Raw genomic sequence first — 951 nt, 5'->3', positions numbered from 1 at the left:
TTCGGGCGAGGCGCAGCGCATGGAAACAACGGGGCGATCTCCGCCCAGAGGGCGTCGGGCAACAGCTTCTTGGCCATGCCCAACACAACGCCAAATATGGTTAACAAATCGTTTTGTTAGGCGCTCTAAGTCCCGTCCATGTACGGGCAGCATGATGAGCCACGTCAAGCAGGGGCACCTGAGCGAATCTTCTCAGCAGCGTCTTCAGTGGTGAAAGAGGCCTGCAGCTACAGTCGCCTCGCCTGCGTCGGGACGCGCCGTCGAACCCCGCCTCCCACACCCGGTTGAGGATCTTTGCTGCGAACGCAGCCTTGTCCTCGTTGCCAGTCCGGGGCCGACGAAGAGGGCGGACTTGCGAAATCAATCCGGCAGGCTGCTGTGCTGATCCCAAATAGGAAGGGTATGCTGATGCTATACCGATGGACGCTTGCTCTCGCACTCGCCGCCGTTCTCATGCCTATGCTCACGGCACTGGCAAGCGCCGATCAAATTCCGGCCGCACCGTCCGGCTCTGTGGAAACGTACCGCCTCGGCAATCAAGCCTTTCAGGTCGACAATACAGGGAAAGGCGCCGTCCTGTGCATTTGGAGCATCTACGATACCGTCCGGCTTGTCGGTCGAGAGTGCCATCCCGGCCAGGACGTGGCGTTCCAGGCCGAGCTGGAGCAATCCATCGCGCGCATAGACGAATTCATCATCGCGAACAGTGCACGTCCCGTTTCTAAGGAACAGCTTAACGCTCTTCGAGCCAAAGGACTCGAAATGTTAAGGTTGTACGGCAATATATGTACGGGAGACACAGAGAAGTTTTACCAAATGTTTCGCAGTCGTGGCGCCTCAGCGCTTCGTGAACAAACGACGGACCTCTTATCGATACCGCGCGAGCCGGTGATGAACCCTTGTTTGTAGCCTAAGGCCAAGCTCACCGCCCCGGCACCCCCACCCCCACGA

The 951-nt window shown here is 58.6% G+C and carries 1 protein-coding gene; it reads left to right on the top strand.

The window, feature by feature from the left end:
* Positions 1-402 precede the first annotated feature (402 nt).
* The gene (locus K9U40_RS23055) at positions 403-909 is read left to right on the top strand and encodes a hypothetical protein (protein ID WP_282892410.1); all 507 of its coding nucleotides are present in this window, start codon (positions 403-405) and stop codon (positions 907-909) included.
* Positions 910-951 lie beyond the last annotated feature (42 nt).

The organism is Xanthobacter autotrophicus (assembly GCF_030015065.1).
Lineage (GTDB): Bacteria > Pseudomonadota > Alphaproteobacteria > Rhizobiales > Xanthobacteraceae > Xanthobacter > Xanthobacter autotrophicus_D.
Note: the sequence above shows the minus strand (reverse complement) of the source record. Positions and strands in the feature narration are given on the sequence as shown.